General features: G+C 43.7%; 15 protein-coding genes. 7 read left to right on the plus strand and 8 right to left on the minus strand.

All coding sequences use genetic code 11. The annotated features are described in order from the left end of the window. The first annotated feature begins 25 nt into the window (after nucleotides 1–25). From murQ to ureC, 5 genes are all read left to right on the plus strand, one after another. A complete protein-coding gene (gene murQ, locus P5683_RS04120; protein WP_006625994.1) occupies nucleotides 26–955 on the plus strand; it encodes an N-acetylmuramic acid 6-phosphate etherase in 930 nt (309 codons plus the stop codon). Between the two features lie 99 nt (nucleotides 956–1,054). After that, a complete protein-coding gene (locus P5683_RS04125) occupies nucleotides 1,055–1,897 on the plus strand; it encodes an urease accessory protein UreD (RefSeq protein WP_006625995.1) in 843 nt (280 codons plus the stop codon). Between the two features lie 27 nt (nucleotides 1,898–1,924). Further along, the gene (ureA, locus tag P5683_RS04130; RefSeq protein WP_006619200.1) at nucleotides 1,925–2,227 is read left to right on the plus strand and encodes an urease subunit gamma; all 303 of its coding nucleotides are present in this window, start codon (nucleotides 1,925–1,927) and stop codon (nucleotides 2,225–2,227) included. Between the two features lie 22 nt (nucleotides 2,228–2,249). Then, nucleotides 2,250–2,612 carry an urease subunit beta gene (locus P5683_RS04135; protein WP_006669016.1) on the plus strand — a complete coding sequence of 121 codons (363 nt, stop codon included), beginning with the start codon at nucleotides 2,250–2,252 and terminating at the stop codon, nucleotides 2,610–2,612. Between the two features lie 64 nt (nucleotides 2,613–2,676). Then, entirely contained in the window at nucleotides 2,677–4,395 is a 1,719-nt protein-coding gene (gene ureC, locus P5683_RS04140) for an urease subunit alpha (RefSeq protein WP_006625997.1), read from the plus strand. 52 nt (nucleotides 4,396–4,447) lie between these two features. Here the strand turns inward: ureC and P5683_RS04145 are convergent, their stop codons facing one another. The 6 genes from P5683_RS04145 to P5683_RS04170 all read right to left on the minus strand — a co-directional run bounded on the left by P5683_RS04145 (nucleotide 4,448) and on the right by P5683_RS04170 (nucleotide 8,813). Beyond that, a complete protein-coding gene (locus P5683_RS04145) occupies nucleotides 4,448–4,987 on the minus strand; it encodes a GGDEF domain-containing protein (protein ID WP_396442553.1) in 540 nt (179 codons plus the stop codon). Nucleotides 4,988–5,178: 191 nt separating this feature from the next. After that, entirely contained in the window at nucleotides 5,179–6,285 is a 1,107-nt protein-coding gene (locus P5683_RS04150) for a PAS domain S-box protein (protein ID WP_315639233.1), read from the minus strand. Next, on the minus strand, nucleotides 6,285–6,614 hold the full coding sequence (locus P5683_RS04155) for a PAS domain-containing protein (RefSeq protein WP_006626001.1): 330 nt from the start codon (nucleotides 6,612–6,614) through the stop codon (nucleotides 6,285–6,287). The genes P5683_RS04150 and P5683_RS04155 overlap by 1 nt, the downstream gene beginning before the upstream one ends. Nucleotides 6,615–6,651: 37 nt before the next feature. Beyond that, nucleotides 6,652–6,945: a GAF domain-containing protein gene (locus P5683_RS04160; protein ID WP_006669017.1), complete on the minus strand. Its 294-nt coding sequence runs from the start codon at nucleotides 6,943–6,945 to the stop codon at nucleotides 6,652–6,654. 407 nt (nucleotides 6,946–7,352) lie between these two features. Beyond that, nucleotides 7,353–8,585 carry a family 10 glycosylhydrolase gene (locus P5683_RS04165; RefSeq protein ID WP_006669018.1) on the minus strand — a complete coding sequence of 411 codons (1,233 nt, stop codon included), beginning with the start codon at nucleotides 8,583–8,585 and terminating at the stop codon, nucleotides 7,353–7,355. Between the two features lie 87 nt (nucleotides 8,586–8,672). Further along, complete coding sequence (locus P5683_RS04170; RefSeq protein WP_155839170.1) at nucleotides 8,673–8,813, minus strand: hypothetical protein; 141 nt, start codon at nucleotides 8,811–8,813, stop codon at nucleotides 8,673–8,675. A 271-nt stretch (nucleotides 8,814–9,084) separates the two neighbouring features. Here P5683_RS04170 and P5683_RS04175 point away from each other — a divergent pair, with 271 nt between their 5' ends. Together P5683_RS04175 and P5683_RS04180 are read left to right on the plus strand one after the other, a co-directional pair. Next, the gene (locus tag P5683_RS04175) at nucleotides 9,085–10,290 is read left to right on the plus strand and encodes a transporter substrate-binding domain-containing protein (protein ID WP_008050416.1); all 1,206 of its coding nucleotides are present in this window, start codon (nucleotides 9,085–9,087) and stop codon (nucleotides 10,288–10,290) included. 22 nt (nucleotides 10,291–10,312) lie between these two features. Next, complete coding sequence (locus P5683_RS04180) at nucleotides 10,313–11,644, plus strand: cation:dicarboxylate symporter family transporter (RefSeq protein ID WP_315639210.1); 1,332 nt, start codon at nucleotides 10,313–10,315, stop codon at nucleotides 11,642–11,644. A gap of 7 nt (nucleotides 11,645–11,651) precedes the next feature. On the opposite strand, the gene P5683_RS04185 is transcribed toward P5683_RS04180, so the two are convergent. Together P5683_RS04185 and P5683_RS04190 are read right to left on the minus strand one after the other, a co-directional pair. After that, nucleotides 11,652–12,440 carry an aspartate/glutamate racemase family protein gene (locus tag P5683_RS04185; protein WP_187757903.1) on the minus strand — a complete coding sequence of 263 codons (789 nt, stop codon included), beginning with the start codon at nucleotides 12,438–12,440 and terminating at the stop codon, nucleotides 11,652–11,654. A 32-nt stretch (nucleotides 12,441–12,472) separates the two neighbouring features. Next, nucleotides 12,473–15,727, minus strand: a complete 3,255-nt coding sequence (locus P5683_RS04190; protein ID WP_006626009.1) for a hypothetical protein — start codon at nucleotides 15,725–15,727, stop codon at nucleotides 12,473–12,475. Nucleotides 15,728–15,747: the final 20 nt, after the last annotated feature.

Raw genomic sequence — 15,747 nt, forward strand, 5'->3', positions numbered from 1 at the left:
ACTTGTGAAGGACCAACAGCAAAACATGACTAATTTGGAAACGCGGGGCCATTTATTGACGGAACAGGCTAATGCGAGTAGCGAAAACCTCGATCGCCTGACTTCCCTAGAATTGGTGGATTTGTTCAACCGCGAGGATGTCAGAACTTTACTGGCGATCGCCCATGCCCGCGAATCCCTGGCCCTAGCCATCGACATAACTACACAATCCCTAAAAAAAGGGGGGAGGTTATTTTACGTCGGGGCGGGTACGAGTGGCCGTTTAGGGGTGTTAGATGCGGCTGAATGTCCGCCCACCTTCTGTAGTCCCCCGGAACTGGTACAGGGGATTATTGCGGGGGGCGCAGGGGCATTAATTCGTAGTTCGGAAGAATTAGAAGATAGGGCGACAGATGGGGAAAAAGCGATCGCCCACCGCCAAATCACGGAGTTAGATATCGTCCTAGGAATTACGGCTGGCGGCACAACTCCCTATGTTTATGGGGCGCTACAAGCAGCGAAAAGTCGAGGGGCAAAAACGATATTTATGGCTTGTGTTCCCAGGGAACAAGTGACCTTTGATGCTGATGTAGATATCCGCCTTTTAGTAGGTCCAGAAATCCTGGCGGGTTCGACTCGTCTGAAAGCGGGAACTGTCACCAAAATGGCATTAAATATCATCTCAACCAGTGTGATGGTGAGGCTAGGAAAAGTCTACGGTAATCGCATGGTTGATGTGGCGGTGACGAATAATAAATTACGCGATCGGGCGATGCGTATTTTAATTGATTTAACAGGTATGACTCGCTCACAAGCGGCAGAATTATTAGAACGCAGTAATAAATCGGTGAAATTAGCCCTATTAATGTATTGGACTGATTTAGATGCTTCAGGGGGAATTCAACTGCTTGATGAATGTCAAGGACAATTGAGAGATGCGGTGTTAAAGCATCAAAAAACCATCAAAAATAATTAGCAGTCAACTATCTATTTCCAACTTAATGGTTCCCCTCACGCTCAATCCATCTCCCCAGTGGGGGGACTTTGATATAACTCCTCTATCAATTATCAATTAATGAGTGACTTTAACCGGTCGGAATGGCATGGTATTCTTAACCTGAAATATTCCCAAAATAATGGGATTACCCAAGTAGTTAATAAGTATACGATCGCGCCCTATAAAATCCAACGCCCTTTTTATCCGCCAGGGGAGGAAATTTGCCAGAGTGTAGCATTACATACAGCGGGGGGAATGGTGGGGGGCGATCGCCTATCGCAGAACCTGCATTTACAAGCGGATACGAAAGTTTTATTAACTACGGCGGCGGCGAGTAGAGTTTATCGTAGCACGGGAAAAACTGCCAGCCAAAATGTTAAGATTAAACTAGAAAAAGGCGCTTATTTAGAATATCTGCCCCGAGAAACCATCATTTTTAATGGTGCTATTTATCGTCAAGATTTACGGGTAGAATTAGCCCCAGAAGCGACCTGGTTAGGATGGGAAATTACCCGGTTTGGTCGTTCAGCCAGGGGGGAAAAATTTATGGAGGGAGAGTGGCGATCGCACACGGAAATATGGCAAAATGAGAAACCCCTATGGATAGATAGACAATGGCTTCCTGGGGGTGAAACCATTTTAGAGAGTCCCCACGGCTTAGGAGGATGGCCTGTGGTTGCTACCCTCACCTGGGTAGGTGAACCTGTTTCCAAAGAGACCCTAAACCATGTTAGAATGCTGTGGGGTGAACACCAAAGGGAAGGGGAAGCCGGGGCGACTCAACTGTTATCAGGGTTATTGTGTCGTTATCGTGGTCCGTCTAGCCAAGAAGCGATCGCCTGGTTTACTGAAATTTGGCAGTTATTACGCCCCAATTTATCAGGAAAAAACATCACCAAACCGCGAGTTTGGAATGTTTAATAACTGGACTCATTTAAGGAGTTGTGAATGCAACTATCACCCCAAGAAAAAGATAAACTACTAATTTTTACTGCCGCCTTAGTAGCGGAAAGACGTAAAGCCAGGGGAGTTAAATTAAACTATCCCGAAGCTGTCGCCTACCTATCTGCTGCCATTTTAGAAGGGGCGCGAGATGGTCGAACTGTGGCGGATTTAATGAGTTATGGAACGACTCTATTAACTAAAGATGATGTGATGGAAGGGGTAGCGGAAATGGTGGACGAGGTACAGGTAGAAGCGACGTTTCCCGATGGTACGAAATTGGTAACAGTTCATAATCCCATCCAATAAAACAATCACTATTTAATTAACTATGATTCCCGGAGAAATAATCGTTAAACCAGGAGAAATCGAACTTAATTCGGGTCGCGAAACTGTGAAAATTCATGTAGCTAATACAGGCGATCGCCCCATCCAAGTCGGTTCTCATTTCCACTTTTACGAAGTTAATCCCGCCTTAGAATTTGCCCGAGAAACGGCTAGGGGAATGCGGTTAAATATCCCCGCTGGTACAGCCATCAGATTTGAACCCGGAGATAACCGGGAAGTCGAATTAGTGACTGTAGCCGGAAGTCGTGAAATTTACGGTTTTAATGGGTTAATTAATGGCACATTATCACCCGAAGTTAAGCGGGAAAAACGCAAAAAAGATAAGTCTAAAAAAAAGCCTAAGTAAATCTGGTGAGTTAACCCGCCGCCAGCTTGAAAATAGCTATATTGTGATTAATTAGGAGCCAAAAATGAGTTATCGCATGGATAGACAAGCCTACGCGGAAACCTTCGGACCGACGGTAGGCGATCGCATTCGATTAGCCGATACAGAACTATTTATAGAAGTTGAAAGAGACTTAACTACCTACGGAGATGAGGTCAAATTTGGGGGTGGTAAAGTAATTAGGGATGGTATGGGACAATCTCCCATTTCCAGGGAAGATGGCGCGGTTGATGTGGTAATTACTAACGCCCTAATTTTAGACTGGTGGGGAATTATTAAAGCTGATGTGGGTATTAAAGACGGTAAAATCTGCAAAATTGGTAAAGCGGGAAATCCCTATATTCAAGACAACGTTGATATTATTATTGGTCCGTCTACAGAGGCGATTGCTGGAGAAGGTAAAATCCTAACTGCTGGCGGAATTGATAGCCATATTCACTTTATTTGTCCCCAGCAAATTGAAACAGCGATCGCCTCTGGAATTACCACCATGTTAGGGGGTGGGACTGGACCCGCCACCGGAACTAATGCCACCACCTGTACTCCCGGACCATGGAATATTCATAGAATGCTACAGGCGGCGGAAGCCTTCCCGATGAATTTAGGATTTTTAGGGAAGGGAAACAGCGCCCAACCCCAGGGCTTAGTTGAACAGGTAATGGCGGGCGCAATGGGTTTAAAACTTCATGAAGATTGGGGAACTACACCAGCGGCGATCGATGTTTGTTTAACAGTTGCGGATAAATATGATATTCAAGTAGCTATTCACACAGATACCCTGAATGAGGCGGGCTTTGTAGAGAATACCATAGCCGCGTTTAAAGACCGGGTAATTCACACCTACCACACGGAAGGCGCGGGGGGTGGTCATGCGCCAGATATCATCAAAGTTTGTAGTTATAAAAATGTCCTGCCTTCCTCGACGAACCCCACCCGTCCTTATACTGCAAATACCCTAGAAGAACATTTAGATATGTTGATGGTTTGTCACCATCTCGATCGCCATATTCCCGAAGATGTCGCCTTTGCCGAGTCCCGCATACGTCGGGAAACGATCGCCGCCGAAGATATCCTTCACGACCTAGGCGCATTTAGTATGATAGCCTCGGACTCCCAAGCTATGGGAAGGGTAGGAGAAACCATTATCCGCACTTGGCAAACCGCCCATAAAATGAAGGTACAAAGGGGGTTATTACCATCCCCAGAAAATGCGGCAGAAACCCATGATAATTTCCGGGCTAAACGCTACATTGCTAAGTATACCATTAATCCTGCTATTGCCCATGGAATTAATGATTATGTCGGTTCGGTTGAAGAGGGTAAATTAGCAGATTTATGTCTATGGAAACCGGCATTTTTTGGAGTTAAACCGGAAATCGTGATTAAAGGGGGGGCGATCGCCTGGTCACAAATGGGAGACCCCAACGCCAGTATTCCCACACCCCAACCCATTTATATGCGTCCGATGTTTGCTAGTTTTGGAGGCGCGATATCTGCCACATCCTTAACCTTTGTTTCCCAGGCTTCTTTAGAGGGTAAAACTATGCAAAAACTGGGTTTAAAAAAAGCAACAGTTCCCGTATCTAATACCCGCCATTTGAGCAAATTAGACATGAAATTAAACGATAGTTTACCCCAGATCGAAGTAGATCCAGAAACCTACGAAGTCACGGCAGACGGGGAACTACTAACCTGTGAACCCGCCACAGTTTTACCCATGGCGCAGCGCTATTTCTTATTCTAACTTCACCCTTTAGGCAAGGTTGACAAACTCTCCCAGAAGCAGGTAGAATAAATTAAGATAAGGTGGCAACGATCGCACAGTTACGTCCGTTAGCCTTAGCGCGATATAAAGCCCCATCAGCCGCCTTGATTACAGCCATTGGGGTAGTTCCATGTTGAGGAAAACAAGCAACTCCTATAGAGGCGGTGAGGGTGTTTAAATTTTGACCGTTATGGTTGAGATGGAGTTGGCTAATAGCAGTGCGGATAGCTTCAGCCCGATCGCAGATAGCGGGTAAAGACAATTCTGGCATAATTAGAGTCATTTCCTCGCCGCCATAGCGACAAGCAATATCTGAACCGCGCACACTGTTTTTCAATACTTCAGCAACCACCTGTAAGACATAATCCCCTGCATCATGACCAAAGGTGTCGTTAAACTGCTTAAAATGGTCTATATCTAGCATGATCACACCAATGGGGTGCTGTTGACGTTGGGCGCGGAGAATCTCTTGATTAAAGGATTCTTCCAAATAGCGGCGGTTAAATAATCCAGTTAATGGATCTCGGATACTCTGATTTTGGAGGGTTTCTCGGAGGTTTAAATTAGCGATCGCTAAACTTAACTGTTCCGATACAGTGCGGGCTAATTGCTGTTTTGGTTCAGATCAAGCCGTGGCGGTTTTGGTAGCTAGATAAAATCATCCCAAAGTTTCCCCCTGAGCTACCATGGGAATACAAAGGGTAACCGCCAATTCTGTAGTGTTTTGGATATGCTGACACCGAGGACTTGAGCGTTGATTTCCTACTTCATAGGGACGACCCCGGCGCAGTCCCCAACAATGCTTAGGGTCAAAATCAACTGCTGAATGCAAATCAGACCCCCACCGAGCCACATTTTCAACCCGGTTGCGGGAACTACAGGTTCTAAACAGACCACCCGAACACTCTGGGAAGAGTAAGGTGCGACTGGGCGGGCGATCGCCTCATAAGCCTCATCGACATTGTTACAAGCCTGCAAAAATTCGTTAATTTCACCCAAAATCACCATCTCTTGGTGACGCTGCTTGAGATCATCTAACCTTTGTTCCAACTCTTGATTAACTTGTTGGAGAGCCTTTTCTGACTGTTTAGTTCGGGTCACGTCCCGGAAAGTGACCGCAAAACCATCCCCCAATTTAACCGCCACATTTTCAAACCAACAGTCAATGCCATCATGTTGATAATGAAACTCATACTGGAAAGGTTCGCCGGACTCCACCACTTGGACTAATGCATCAAATAAACCATCAGTTTGATTTCCCGGCATTTCTTCTAATAATTGTTTACCGATTAATTTGGGAGGCGATCGCCCCACCAATTTGCCAGCCGTGGGATTAGTCAACAACCAGATAAAATCCACTATTTCCCCAGTCTCATCCCGCAGAGAACGAAAAGCCATAATCCCATCAAGGGAACTATTTAATACACTAGCCAACTGCGCCTCAGAAGTTTGTAAAGCCTCCTGTATTTCCACCATGTGGGTGATATCTGTCACCAGTTTAATGCAGCCGTCATATTGCCCCATATCATCAAACAAAGGTGTAGCAGAAACCAAAGCCCAGACCACTTTACCATCACGGTGGCACAGCTTGGCGCGATGTTGACCCATTATACCCTGATGACGCTGGTTTAGATAAATTTCAGCCATCGAAGATCCTTCTGTGTCGATCAAATCTAGGAAAGACATTCCCAGCATATCCGTGACAGAATAGCCTAGCATTTTTGCCATTTGCTGATTGACAAAGCTGGTGTGATCTGTCTTATCTAAAACCCACACTCCCTCCTGGGTGGTTTCAATAATGGTGCGATATTTGGCTTCACTGTATTTGAGGGCTAATGAGCGCCTGTTTGCGATCAGTAATATCGTAATTAATCCCCGTCATCGCTCCGGGTACCGTCACTATCGCGCTGGACTATGCCTGCCCCTCGCAACCAACGCTTGATTCCATCGGGTCTAACAATACGAAATTCTACATTAAAAAAATTATCTTGGGCTATGGCTGCTTTGATAGCCTTTTCAACCTCGGTAATATCATCTCGATGGACGAGATTAGCCCAGTCTTGATAGACTACTTTACCCTGGCAACCTTGCAACCCAAAAATCTCATACATCCGCTGATCCCAGTTTACCGTATCTTTGAGATCCCAATCCCAAGTCCCAATTTGACCTGCTTCTAGGGCGAGGGAACCGATCGCCACTAACCAAAGATAGGGCCCATCTTACAAGGTGCATGGTTCACTCTAAGGACCACCTCTCATCCTCTACCGCCTCTACCACAATGCCACCATTCCCATGCAAGTCGATTTCGTACAATAAAACGCGATCGCATTTTAGTAATCTTTGCACCTCATCCGCTGTGGTCTGTAGAATTTCCTTGAGTTTCAGCGATCGCCGAATCCGTAGCGCCATAGTTGCGATGATATGATCCCAAGTCTCTCTGATTTCCTCGCTGTCGCGCGGTTCCTTACAACCATTCCTCACCTGGTCGGCCCATTGACTATTTAAATCTCTGAAGGGTTGATTATTCATCTATAACTAGCAAATGCGTTGAGGGCTAACCTGGTGGCAAAAAAGTCTATACAATGGCAATCATGGCAATAATTTTAATATTTGTAATAATTGTAACTGATTACCTCCAAAAATTAAAATCCCTCCTCCCTCAGTGGCGATACTTGCTTTTTTTAGCGGCTGATGCTATCATATTAGATAATACAGATATCCACTAAATTATTTTTTTGGGAAAATAACCATTATTTAAGATTATGTAAATATGATATCACTAATCGCCGCCGCCTGTCAACCCCTCTGGCCGATTTCGGCGGGCTATTTTTTAAAAAAATTGACCAAAAAATCAACCCGAGATAATTTAACTGTAGAATAGAAGCAGGGAAGCCACAGGAGGAAATGATGATAATTAACCTAATTTGTAAGTTTATTCAAATGGTCAATTCATGCACCTTGTCGGCGAGTCTTTCGGGTTCTCCGGAGAGAGGAAATAGCAAAATATTAGGGATGTTAGGATTATCAATCAACTCGGGCAATCGATTCAATTGTCTCTCGGTAATGGAAATACCATCAGAGGCTTCGACATAGACCATTTCATCATCAAAATTTTCTTCAGCATAAACCTGGATAAAAAAGCGATCGACCCCCCATGCTTCTAGGTCTGCGGCAAAATACTGTTTTGCCCAATAGGGGTTATGGTGGCAGATATCAAAACTAACTGAGGGGTTAGCGGCTTTCATTTGTGCAATCATATTGCGGACAAAATTAGTTAATTTAGGAGTGCGATCGATTTGACCGGGTAACTCATCATGATAACCCAAATAATCATCCCATTGTACAGCATCAATGGTGGGGTATTTTTGGACAAATTCAACCACAATATCAGTAAAAAATTGAGCAACTTCTGGGATACCCACATTCAAGACATAATGATCAACTCCTGGGTGAGTGCGATCGACTCCTGGGACGATCCAACCTCTCTGGACTGCCCAATCAAAGGCGTGACTATTTTCATCTATTTTAATGCCTTTTTCAAAGTAAGCATGAACTTCCATGCCGTGTTTATGGGCTTCATCAATCAACCAATCAATCCATTCTTCTTCAAACAAATTTTGACAGCTACTATAACCAAATTTTGCCTGCATTACTTGACTTTCATACATGGTACAAGCGTTACCCCATACCCCATGAATAATGGTATTAATACCGCGATCGCGATAGTAGCGAACCCTAGCCCTAATGGTTTCTTCGCTAGCGTTATTTGTGGCTTGATAACGACTTAAATAAATGCCTCTAATGGGTTTACCTTCCCAGGTATTGAGTGGGGATGATGGTATAGGGGAAGGTGGCTTGATGGTTGGTGATTTGGGTGGCGTTTCCGGTTGGGCTTCCGGTTGTGGTTGGGATTGTGGTTTCGGTTCAGGATTGGTAGTCTGAGGAATTTCTGGAATATTTGGTAAAGTAGGCGGTGATTTATCAGTGGAAGTTGCCCAAGTATTCAAAAATGGAATATCGGCGATAATCTCATGATTGAAAAACCTACTAATTTCCAAGTTATCTCGCTGTGTAAATAGCCAATAACCGCCGCCCAAAAACAGCAGAATTACTGAAAAGGGAATACTGGCACATCCACAGCCTCCAGGTTCTCGTTTTTGATTAGACATGATTTGTTAATGAGTGCGAAACTACTTGAGAATATCGGCGATACTTTAATTATTACCTAAAAACCTGATTTCTGCCAACTGGCTATATTACTTAGGGTCTGTGGGTTGGCTGAAAATGATGGTAATGGCGATCGCATGATGTATAATGGTAGGGTCCAAGTGTGTCCACGGATTAGGGATACCTGCATACAGACCGTTGTAGAAGCTGCTACAGGTTGTTCGCTTCAAAGATTCCCCTCACCCTCAATCCCTCTCCCACCCGGGTAGAGAGACGAGTGAAGACGTATTGCATAATTACTGAAAGGGCTGTATACTTCGGATTTAATCCGGAAAAGATTGGCAACAACCGTAAAGTACCATAATCCTATAGCTAGGAATACTAACTGAATCGCTGAATACTCAAAATTTAGTCTTGAAGGTTTGGGGGGGATAAAAACAACTTCCGAAAACTGTCAACCTAAATTGATGTGAAAGGAACAGCAAAGCAATTATTTTTAATATGAAAATACTCTCTAACTGGCAATACAAAGTTCTGATATTAGTAGCTATATGCTTGGCAAGTATTTTGATTTTTACCCCCTCAGTAAAAACTCAAGATGCGCCCATTTTTGTCTCTTCAGAATCTCTAGTAAATCTGGCACAATTAAGCAGTGCTGAAACTTCGCCTGATAGTAATAGTTGGGATTTAGACTTGACTGAAGCTGGGGCAGATTATGATATTATTGAACTGCAAAAACGCTTACAAGAAAAGGGGTATTATCTAGGGGCGATCGATGGCATTTATGGGGAAAAAACCAGAGAAGCTATTTCTAACTTTCAACTCAGTATAGGCTTAGAAAGCACTGGTATAGTGAATCAAGAAACCTGGGATTCTTTACTAGGAAATTCTGCGGCAGTTTCCCAGGCAAACCAGTCATTAAACTCCATGTCGCCAGACTTGCAAAAAATCATGGATAGAGGAGAGTTAATCGTCGCGATAAATCAAGAAGATTCGCCGCCTTTTTTTGCGGAAGATGCCAACGGTGAATTAATCGGATTAGATGTGGCGATCGCCAAAGGAATCGCCAGAAATTTAGGAGTAAAAGTTACCTTTAATCGTCGTGCCAATACCTTTAATGAAGTGGTAAATTTAGTTTCTCAAGGTGAGGCAGATATGGCGATTTCTAAACTGAGTCAAACCTTAGAAAGGGCAAAAATTGTTTCATTTTCTCATCCCTATTTAACTATGCGCCATGGTCTCTTATTAAATCGCCTGCAATTAACTCAAGCGCTAAGAAATAGAGATTTAGTTGAGTTTTTGAGAGATTTTGAAGGAAGGATGGGTGTGATTAATGCCTCTTCTTATGAGAGATTTGCCATGGACAAATTTCCCAAAGCTACCATTATCAGATATTCCAATTGGGACGATTTAATTAAAGGTGCAATGATGGGAGATATACTAGCAGCATACCGGGATGAGTTGGAGGTTAAAAAGATTCTGATTAATTACCCCAATGTAGCTTTAAATTTTCAAACTGTCGCGTTAACAGATACCCAAGATCCGATCGCGATCGCTTTACCGTGGTCTAGTAATCACCTGTTAAAGTTTGTGAATTTGTATCTGACAATGAACGAAAAACAATATACAGTTAGTCAGTTATTAGAAGATTATTCTGATTTGTTAGTGTCCCCCTCTCAGTCTCGTCAACTCAACTCACAAAATTAACAAAAATACCCATTGATAAAATATGAATTTTTACAGCGTCTCTAAGCAGTTAATTAAAATCCTAAAAAATCCCTGGTCGATTGTTCCTTCTATCCTTCTGGGTTTATATATTGGCATTGTTCATAAAGATATTGCCTTGTTGTTAACCCCGTTGGGAGAACTATATCTAATTCTCCTCAAAATGTGCGTTTTACCGTTGTTATTTTCAGCCATAACAATGAGTGTGGGTAAGCTGATTTCTAGTCATGAAGCCAATAAATATGTGAAACGGATTTTAATAGCATTTTCGGTGAGTTTATTCGGGGTTAGTATCATCGGCGCAACAGCCGCATTTTTAACTAATCCTGGGGGTAATTTAGAGGATTCTACCCTCGCAGCTTTGGGGGTAGTTGTGAATACTTCTGAGTTAGATTTTGAGTTATCTTTGACGGGTCCAATTATCGAAAATAGGGAAGAATCACTGCTGATATCTTTTTTGTTTAACTTAATTCCTGAGAATATTTTTGCATCTCTAAGCCAGGGTAATTCTCTGGAAATACTATTTTTTTCCATTGTATTTGGTATCGCTATGGGATATTCACAATCACCCGCCAAGGAGGATGTATTTAAGATTTTAGAAACCTTATTTAATACATCCAAAAAGTTAATTGATTGGATTATTTTATTCCTCCCTTTTGGTTTGTGTTTCCTGTTGGCTTCCCAAATGGCAACTACTGGTTTTGGGATTTTGGTAGCTATGCAAAATTTTGTAGTGATTGCCATTGTAGCTTTTATAATTATATACATTATCAGTACCCTGGTAATTTGGCATAAGTCTGGCTATGGTTTTGGTCAGGTTTTGATGGTCTTAAAAGAACCGACAATTTTAGCTTTAGCAACTCGTAGTAGTTTTACCTGTTTACCTTCTGCTATTTCGGCTTTAGATGAACACTTAAACTTCGATAAACAAACAGTTAATTTAGTCATTCCCCTAGCGATAACGGTGTGTCGATTTGGTCCGGTGGCTTATTTTGCGACAACTTCGGTGTTTGTGGCGCAACTCTATAACTATGAATTTAACCTGTCGAGTTTTGTAATTATCATTATCGCTTCTATTTTAGCAGGAATGGCCACGGCGGGGGCGACAGGAATTTTAACGCTGACCCTGTTGGATCTAATTTTAAAACCTTTAGGATTACCCCTAGAAGCTATACTGGTATTATTAATTGCGATCGACCCTATTATTGACCCTTTCCGAACTTTAACTATTGTACACACGGGAATAGCAGCGACAGCAGCGATCGCTGATACTCACCCACTTTCAACTGAAAAAACCACAACCTTAGCGCTTTCTCAAGATACTACTATCGAATAATTGATAACTATTTAAGGGGACTTGATATTTCGGGAATATTCTCATAGCCAAATGCTAAATCTAATGTCAAATTCGCCATAATTTCCAAGGGATCTATTGCTATTAATGAAGTTTTATCCAGTAATTTTAAGGCTACAGAAATCTCTGTACATCCAGCAATTAATAATTCTGCACCTTGGCTTTCCAGCCATTTTATAGCGGTTTTTAATATGTGAATAGGGGGTGGCAAAATTTGAACTCCTGTGGCTTTAATTCCCCAAATTGGATGGTAAATAGCATTCATAATATCTTGCTGTAATTCTGAGTTTAAAGCCGGGGCGATCGCTGTCAATCCCGCCGCCGTTAAACTATCCTGATAGAGATGGGCTTGTAAAGTGCCATCGGTAGCCAAAATTCCCACGCGATTAAGTCCAGGATAATGGAGTTTAATAAATCTAACTGTCTCCTGCATAATATGAATCCAGGGAATATTTAACTGAGGCTGTACCAGATTATAAAATCCGTGGGAAGTGTTACAGGTAATCACCAAAAAATCTGCCCCAGCCACTTCTAATATTTTACCATATTTGACCAACCAAGGCACACAACTTGGCTGATTTCCTAGTAAACTTTGGGTGCGATCGGGAAGGTCTGTAGCATTAATTAAAAACCAAATCGGGTGTTGGCGATCGCCACAAGCACCGCGAGTGGAATTTAAAGCCAGTAATAGCCGTTCAAATTCTATATGTGCTAAAGGACCCAATCCGCCAATAATTCCGGGGATAGCTTGTTGTTGAAAGATAGGTTGATTGTTCATTGAAATCATGTAATAATTAGGAATAAAGACATTTAATTAAATGGCGGTGGGTTATCAATCAGATCCCAAGGATTAGATTCTAGTTCAGGAGAAAAGGGTGTTAATTGTCTACCTGATGGGGTGTCTGAATCGGGGGTGTCTGAATCGGGGGTGTCTGAATCGGGGCTGATCAAAGGTGCAGGTTCTGGTTGAGGAAGAAGCACCCTTTCAATCAAAATGGAACGTTGAACCTGTTTCCCGTCAGTATTAGTGACTCTGAGAGTCAGGGTATCTTGTCCGGACTGAGGCGCAATGGGATAGGTCAAATTTCCACGGTTAGGAACCACACCTGGAACCGGGAGTAACTCGGTTTGTAGGTCGCCACTACCACTAACTTCCCATGATAAATTCAAAGGTGATGGAGAAGTTTCAGGGTCTATAATAACGACATATTTTAGGGGAGCATCCTCACCATTAATTTGAAAATTATTGATTTGAGGAGGAGCAACGGGGCGTGGTCGGATACGAATGCGATCGCTTTTAACAGATGTGGCATTGGCGGCTAAATTACTCTGATTAACAGGTATTAACTCAAAGATATAATCTCCGGGTTCTTGGGCGGAAGTGGGAACATTACGACAGGTAAGCTGTTCAGCATTTAACTGGCAGTTATTCTGAAGAACTGGGGGAATACTACCATTAAAAGGATAGAGAACTTCGGGAACTGTGACAATTCCCTCTGGTGAGCGCCCGATGATCCGAACACCTAGTAAATGTTGAGGATTTTTGATGTTCCAATTTAAACGAATAGGATTTGTCCCCGTCTGAGAGTTGGATGTTTCTGCCTGAAAATTGGTAATTTCTGGGGCTAATGGTGGTTGAATAGCGATCGCATGAATTTGTCGAGATGGCTCTGTTTCGGCCAGGCGGGAACGCTGAATAGCTGTCAACTCAAAATTATAGCGTCCTGGGTCTGGTAGTGAGATCGCGATATTATCGCAAACCAATTGTTTCCCGGTAACTTGGCATTTATCTTGTAAGGCCTGGGGAATTTGTCCATCAAAGCGATATGTAATCTTGGGGAAATTAACCAACCCTTCCGGGGATAAACTCCGTAACTCCAACTGTTGAAGTTGTGCGGCATTATCAATCACCCATTGAAACTCAATTTGTTGCTGTTCACCAACGCGATAAGTAGCTTTGCGGGAAGCAAAAGTAGTAATCCGTGGCGGTGGTGGCGGTTCCCACACAATGGGGTCAGCTTTGCGACTGTCGGCTACCTCTGCGGGGGAGTCCGAAGAAATGACCTGTAATTCAAAAATATAAGTGTCGGGTTTTTCCAATTGTAGCGATAACCCCCGACAGGTCAAAATCCCATCCCAATCAACCTGACAGGGACCGAGTAAATCTTCGGAAAATTCATCAGGACTGACAGTATAGGTTTTCTGGGGAAAATTAACGAAGCCATCAGGAGAGCGACCCACCAATGTTAAGGTTTCGACTTGCGCGCCATGGAGAACCTGAAAACTCAATTGTGCGATCATTGGCTCGGGGTCAGAGAAAAAACCACTGTTAGGAAGGCTGTTATTGTTGGCGCGCGGATTATCAACCTGTTCTGGTGGCAATTCTCGGCGCTGCTGACTACTTAATCTGGCTGTGAAATTGGTAATTTGGGGAATAGGTAGAGGTTCAATCCTAATTAAACTGGTCTTTGCTAATTGAATATTGTCAATATCCTGTTTAGGAAACAACCTTAACTCAAAAATATACTCTCCGGGACGACGAGCATCAGTGCGAATGTTGTAGCATCGCAATACCTGTTCTAGGGTACACAAAGAAGCCAACTCATCGGGAATACCCCGACTAAAATCATAGGTAACGGCAGCACTGGAAATACTACCATCAGGAGATTTGCCAACAATTTCTATAGCACGGATTTCCCGAGTCGGCGGTCCAATTACCCAACCCAAATAAATAAAATCGTCATTAGCGGCGGCGTAGTTGAGGGACTCGGATCTAAACTCTAAAATCCGAGGGGGGGTGGGAGGCTTAAAAAAAACGGACCAGATCGCGAAAATCAAGGCAGCGATCGCTCCGAGTCCCAGCAAACAGGCAACCAACAACTGCCACCAGGGGCGAGGCTCCCAAATTAGAGTACCATTGATACGATCTTGAGGGAGGGGTAAGCGGTGCAAATCTTGGGGTTCCAAATAAAACTCAAATAGCCGTCCCCGTCCCCACCAAGGTCTGTACCACCAGTGTTTTGGCATGACCTCGACAGACATTTCCACACTCTCCTCTGGGAGTAGCCGAAACTCATCTGGCATCAGAGTATACAGACAATTTTCTACCTCTCCCTCTTCTCTGGGATTAAACCGCAGTTGGCGATCGGTATTACCCCGGTTTTGGATTTGCAGTTGAAACTGTCCGCTTCCGGTGCGAATGCGACCCACGATGGTCTGTAGATCCCACACCAAATCATAGTTAGGCTTAATGTGAAGGTGGAGGATATCCAACAGGGCTAAATCAGGAAGATTTTCGGAGTTCAGTGACAAGGTGATGGCATATCGCCCCCCATGAACGTCCACGGGTAGGTTTAACTTTAACTTAATCTCTCCGATCGCCCCAGGATTGAGGGCTAAACTATCAGTGACGACTACTAAACCCAAATCATTCAAGCCTTCTGGGTATTCGATCTCTACCCATTCGGGGGGGACATCGGTACAGTGCAACCGAAACCGATCCACTCGCCGCGTGCGGTTATTGACTATTACACTGACGGTTAACGGCTGTCCTGGTATGGCGATCGCTGGTTCAGTTGATGTGGTGTGTGGTATCAGGCTAAAAGTGGGATCATCGAGTTGCACCGCTGACGCTAATTGTGGGAGTACCTGAAGATTAGCTTGGTGGTGGATGGGGGTATCTTCTGGGTAGTGTAATGGTGCATCTACAACGAGCAAGTAACTATAAATTCCGGGAGTCGCCTGGGGGGGAATAGGACATTCAAAGACTACTTCGGCACTTTGCTGAGGACTTAGGGCTAATCGTTGTTGAGGCGTGCGACACCATTCCCATACTGATGCAGAGGTTTGATCAATATAAAGGTCAATAATCGCACCGATAATACCCTGATTAACTACGGTGATATGCAGCTCGAAGGTTTCCCCTGCGGATATAGCAAAATCCCCAGATGGGTTGGCAATTAGGGTTAGGGATTTTCCCAAAGTCGGCAGGTCGGGTTCCAGAACCCCCTCGACGATTTGGTTAGGTTGTTGTCGGCCGTTATATGAAAGTTCTGTACTGCTCATGGCTCAGTCAATCAAGAATA

Source organism: Limnospira sp. PMC 1279.21 (assembly GCF_032349615.1).
In the GTDB taxonomy this organism is placed as follows: Bacteria; Cyanobacteriota; Cyanobacteriia; order Cyanobacteriales; family Microcoleaceae; genus Limnospira; species Limnospira fusiformis.

What these genes read in the sequence shown, in the direction of transcription:
- murQ (WP_006625994.1), top strand. Translation starts at nt 26, where the DNA reads ATGACTAATTTGGAAACGCGGGGCCATTTATTGACGGAACAGGCTAAT.
- P5683_RS04125 (WP_006625995.1), top strand. Translation starts at nt 1,055, where the DNA reads ATGAGTGACTTTAACCGGTCGGAATGGCATGGTATTCTTAACCTGAAA.
- ureA (WP_006619200.1), top strand. Translation starts at nt 1,925, where the DNA reads ATGCAACTATCACCCCAAGAAAAAGATAAACTACTAATTTTTACTGCC.
- P5683_RS04135 (WP_006669016.1), top strand. Translation starts at nt 2,250, where the DNA reads ATGATTCCCGGAGAAATAATCGTTAAACCAGGAGAAATCGAACTTAAT.
- ureC (WP_006625997.1), top strand. Translation starts at nt 2,677, where the DNA reads ATGAGTTATCGCATGGATAGACAAGCCTACGCGGAAACCTTCGGACCG.
- P5683_RS04160 (WP_006669017.1), bottom strand. Translation starts at nt 6,945, where the DNA reads ATGAATAATCAACCCTTCAGAGATTTAAATAGTCAATGGGCCGACCAG.
- P5683_RS04165 (WP_006669018.1), bottom strand. Translation starts at nt 8,585, where the DNA reads ATGTCTAATCAAAAACGAGAACCTGGAGGCTGTGGATGTGCCAGTATT.
- P5683_RS04175 (WP_008050416.1), top strand. Translation starts at nt 9,085, where the DNA reads ATGAAAATACTCTCTAACTGGCAATACAAAGTTCTGATATTAGTAGCT.
- P5683_RS04180 (WP_315639210.1), top strand. Translation starts at nt 10,313, where the DNA reads ATGAATTTTTACAGCGTCTCTAAGCAGTTAATTAAAATCCTAAAAAAT.
- P5683_RS04185 (WP_187757903.1), bottom strand. Translation starts at nt 12,440, where the DNA reads ATGAACAATCAACCTATCTTTCAACAACAAGCTATCCCCGGAATTATT.
- P5683_RS04190 (WP_006626009.1), bottom strand. Translation starts at nt 15,727, where the DNA reads ATGAGCAGTACAGAACTTTCATATAACGGCCGACAACAACCTAACCAA.